General features: G+C 66.4%; 4 protein-coding genes. All 4 read right to left on the bottom strand.

Annotation, left to right across the window (positions count from 1 at the left end):
• Positions 1-384: 384 nt before the first annotated feature.
• The 4 genes from ASG40_RS13360 to ASG40_RS13340 all read right to left on the bottom strand — a co-directional run bounded on the left by ASG40_RS13360 (position 385) and on the right by ASG40_RS13340 (position 3,892).
• Complete coding sequence (locus ASG40_RS13360; RefSeq protein WP_244480617.1) at positions 385-849, bottom strand: hypothetical protein; 465 nt, start codon at positions 847-849, stop codon at positions 385-387.
• Positions 846-1,382: a hypothetical protein gene (locus ASG40_RS13355; protein WP_156387726.1), complete on the bottom strand. Its 537-nt coding sequence runs from the start codon at positions 1,380-1,382 to the stop codon at positions 846-848. Before ASG40_RS13355 ends, ASG40_RS13360 begins: the two co-directional genes overlap by 4 nt.
• A 748-nt stretch (positions 1,383-2,130) precedes the next feature.
• Positions 2,131-2,550, bottom strand: coding sequence for a hypothetical protein (locus ASG40_RS13345; RefSeq protein WP_055886523.1), 420 nt, complete (start codon positions 2,548-2,550; stop codon positions 2,131-2,133).
• A 298-nt stretch (positions 2,551-2,848) separates the two neighbouring features.
• Positions 2,849-3,892 carry a hypothetical protein gene (locus tag ASG40_RS13340; protein ID WP_244472481.1) on the bottom strand — a complete coding sequence of 348 codons (1,044 nt, stop codon included), beginning with the start codon at positions 3,890-3,892 and terminating at the stop codon, positions 2,849-2,851.
• Between the last annotated feature and the right edge of the window lie 95 nt (positions 3,893-3,987).

Genomic DNA, 3,987 nt, shown 5'->3' with positions numbered 1-3,987 from the left:
GAGCAGCCATCGCATCCTCCTCAGGCTCCAAACCCAAGGAAGGAATCACGACCGAGATGCTGACGCTACCCCGCGTGAGTCCTGCTCAGCGAGGCTTGGTATAAGTCTGTCCCCGTCGGGGCTGAGCGACAGCTCGCGGGTGTCCGTGATGCCGCTATCCCGGCAGAAGATGGATACGCGGACCGCTCAACTTTCAAACACTTGGCCTGGGCTGTTTCGGGTAGCTTTCTTGGATGTGGGCGAGACGGTTGACAGTCATCCCGTCGGGAGCTTGTCACCTTTGTTCTCGCTGACCAAATAGTAGGAGGGGGTCGGTCTGTCGGAAGGACGTTCGCCATGAATTCTGCGATGATGCTCCCTTGAGGGCGCTCCTCTGCCTTGGGCTCAGCTGCGGTAGTGCACGTCGGATCGCACGACGTGGCGCTGTTCAGTCAGGCCAAATCGCCGGACGAGTTCGGCGACCGTGTCGGGCCGTTGAAGCCGCCGGTCGGCGTAGAGGGTGAACAACACGGCCGGCCGCATGTAGACGACACGCCCGCGCGGGAAGACCTCGTACTCATGCGCAGCGATTGCGGCGGGCAGGCCCTGGCGGCGCAGAGCCGTGGCTCCGAGCCGCCGCCATCCCTCCCAGACTTCGTTGTGCCCGTGGGGATGGGTGAGGCAGTCGCCGTAGCTTTCCGCTTCCGCCAAGGGTGTGCGGTGAGTGACGAGCACGGTTCTGTCGTCTTCCGGCACGCCCCAGAAGATGCCGACCGACGGTACGGTCGCCGCCTTTTTCTCCGGGCATTCCGGTCTGCGTTCAGCCTCGAAGTGCATGGAATGTCTCTCTGATCGGCGGGTGGTACTCATGGCCTCAGGATGTCCTCGGGCCGTGTGATCGGCGTCTCCGCCGGTCCTTTCTCCTCCTGCTCCGGGTAGCCGAACCGGCGGGCAAGGTCGGTGGTGTCCTCTTGGCTGCCTGCGCCGATCGCATGGCAGACGGCGAAGTAGATCGTCGCCGCCGTCTCCAGCACGCCCGGCGGTCCGAACGCGGCGTTGATCGGCAGGTACTCCGCGGCCCAGCGACCCTGTGCATCGCGATCGATAAGTGCCGGCTTCGACTTGGAGCAGAAGACGTAGCTGGTTCTCGCTTGCCCGCCCTGCCGCTGTGTCTTGCGGGCGTAGTTGCTGTCCGGGTGGTGGGACTGCCAGCCCTCGAGCACGACCTTGAACAACGCCCCCATCTTCGCGGTGCCGGCCAGATCTTTCTCCTCGACGCTGAACCAGTTGCAGGTGCTCATGTGGCAGCGCCCGGGGATCAGCTCGGCCGCGTTGGTCGGGGCAGGTGTCAGGCTTAGGCAGGCGAGGAGGGCCGCGAGCTTTCGTGTCGTTGGTCTGTGCATGGGGCCGCTCCAATCATGGTGCTGAAAGTGCTCGTGGGGCATCGTCAAAACACGAACTTCCAGTCGAAGCGGCGAACACGAGCGGCCGTGTCGGTGAGGTGGGCCGTGCACAGGATGACGATGTCCTGCTTGATCGGCGTTGTCCCCGCCCGCACCGGGTTCGGCTTGACCATGAAGCACAGGCCGGTGGCCGGCCAATGCCGTTGGCTGTCGGGGTTCCCCACCGGCATCAGCGTCACCGAGGTCAGGCGCAGGGCGTAGCCGTAGGCGTTCTCCATGTCGGGTGCCTGGGCGGTCGCGAACGCCACCACCGTCTTCACGCCGGCCTTGGCCTCGTCGTAGCCGGTGACGAGTGTGATCTCGCCCTGGCCGTCGTCGACGAGCCGGAAGTCGTGGTTGCAGCGACAAACCTGGCCGTCGACCTTGAGGTCGAGGCACAACCCCGCCTTTGTCTCGTCGACCGGCGGATTGGCGTGGGCCGCCGGGGCGGCAAGGAGCAGGGCAAGCGTCAGGGTTGCACGCGGCAGCAGGGTGCGCANAGGCACAGCCCCGCCTTTGTCTCGTCGACCGGCGGATTGGCGTGGGCCGCCGGGGCGGCAAGGAGCAGGGCAAGCGTCAGGGTTGCACGCGGCAGCAGGGTGCGCATGGGGCGGCTCCGTTTCGGAGGCAGGAGAGAGGGTGGACCGGGGGGCGGCCAGTCGCGGCAGTGGACGAACGCGGCTATGGTCGCGCTCGGCCCTAGTCCGGATCAGCGGCGCTTGAGCGCTCCGGCGAAATCGCAGGACATTCCGTGGTAGTCGCTGCAGTTCTGCGCCGACATCGTCACGCGGCTGCGATCGGGGCTGAAGCGCAGCGTCACCTCGCAGGTCTGCTCGCTGCCCTCACCCTTCTGGCGCAGTCGCAGGGTGCCGGGATTGATCAGGGTGGCCAGTCCACCCACGCTGCCGGTGCACTCGTTCGGCACGGCGGTGTCGGTGGTGACGTAATACTCGGGCCGGTTCGGTTCGGTCGAAACGTCGGCGACGCGCAGGGTGAGGAGCCCTTCGCCGCGGCCCTGGAAGCGGCCTTCGAGACGCGGTTCAGATTGGGCCTGCTCGGAGAAGCACAGCAGAGCCAAGAGGGCGGCGTGGAAGGTGCCGCGGGTGAGGGCGGGAGTGGGCAGCGACATGATGACGAAGTCCCGTCGGGGCTCGAACGAGCCGGGGCTAGGGATTCACGTAGACCCCCCTCGGAATTTACAGCTGAGCGCAGATTGTGGGNGCACAGCAGAGCCAAGAGGGCGGCGTGGAAGGTGCCGCGGGTGAGGGCGGGAGTGGGCAGCGACATGATGACGAAGTCCCGTCGGGGCTCGAACGAGCCGGGACTAGGGATTCACGTAGACCCCCCTCGGAATTTACAGCTGAGCGCAGATTGTGGGTGCGGCTGGCGGTCGCATCCACAATCTGCGAGCGTGTCGAGACGATTAGCTACGGTCGCCGGAAGGCGTTGCTGGTGCCCGCGCCCGGGTTGCCGATGGCCCGGACTGCGAGACTGAACGGCTCTGCCTGCAGTCGGTTGAGGTGCCCGCCGAGGATGCCATTGCGCTGGTTGGCGTCGAAGCCGAACACGACGAGCCGTGGGCGCGGGTCGACCCGCAAACACCGCTTTCCCTTGGCGACTTCTGCTGCCAACGGATCGCGCCGCCAGAGATCGGCCTCCGATACGCCTGTGGTTCCCTGCACCCGCTGGCGCAGGGCGTCGAGCCGAGTGAGGTCTTGGCACAGCGCCTGGTAGCCGGCGACGAGCCGATCGGCTTCCCGGGTCAGGGTCTCTGTGTAGCGCGCCACCTGCTCGACGATCGCTGGCACGTTGTCCGGCGCGGCGCGCAGTTCTGGATTCGCGGCGATCTTAGCCTCGTGGAACACCAGCCACGCCTCGTCTGGGTTGCCCCTCTCCTCCAGGCTCGCCACGTCGAGCCGGTCCTGCCTCTGGGTTGGGGACGCGACTGCCGTGCCGTCTAGTAGCGCCGCGTCGGCCTCGACACCCTCGTTGTTGTGCTCGTCGTTCCCCGTGGTGGTGTTGCCGGGTGTGGAACCCGTCAGCGCAATCTCGACATCGATCACGTTGGTGGCGTTGCGCAGCAGCCGGTGCAGGCCAGTCTTCTCCAGGCCTGCCAGTGCGGAAGCGGCCCGAAGCATCTCGGCCAAGGTCGCGGGACCGGCATAGTCCGTCCATACGGCGCTGGCCGGGTCGATCCCGAAGCCCCCTGCCGGGTCGAGCCGAACCGTCGTTTGGCGCTGGCGCAGGAGATACTTGGCGTGCGTCTCCGCCGTGACCGTGCCGTTCGGGAAGGTGACGCGGAAGATCGAGGCGCCGCGGTGGTAGACGTTCACTGCCTCGCGCCGCACCGCCAGGATCAGGTCGGGGTGAGCGAGCACGTCCTGCCACCAACCTGCCCGTTCCGCCAAGGCCTCCAGGGCGTCGATGAAGCTGGGGCTCAGGGCCCGGAAAACGGAAACTGGATTATTCACGCTGCACACTCCCACCAAGTCCCGTCCTGTTCGATGCGCACGCTTGGTCCGAACAGCGCCGGGAACTGCTCGGGTGCGAAGGTGTGAATGGGTAC

This window comes from Methylobacterium sp. Leaf399 (assembly GCF_001424525.1).
GTDB lineage: Bacteria > Pseudomonadota > Alphaproteobacteria > Rhizobiales > Beijerinckiaceae > Methylobacterium.
Note: the sequence above shows the minus strand (reverse complement) of the source record. Positions and strands in the feature narration are given on the sequence as shown.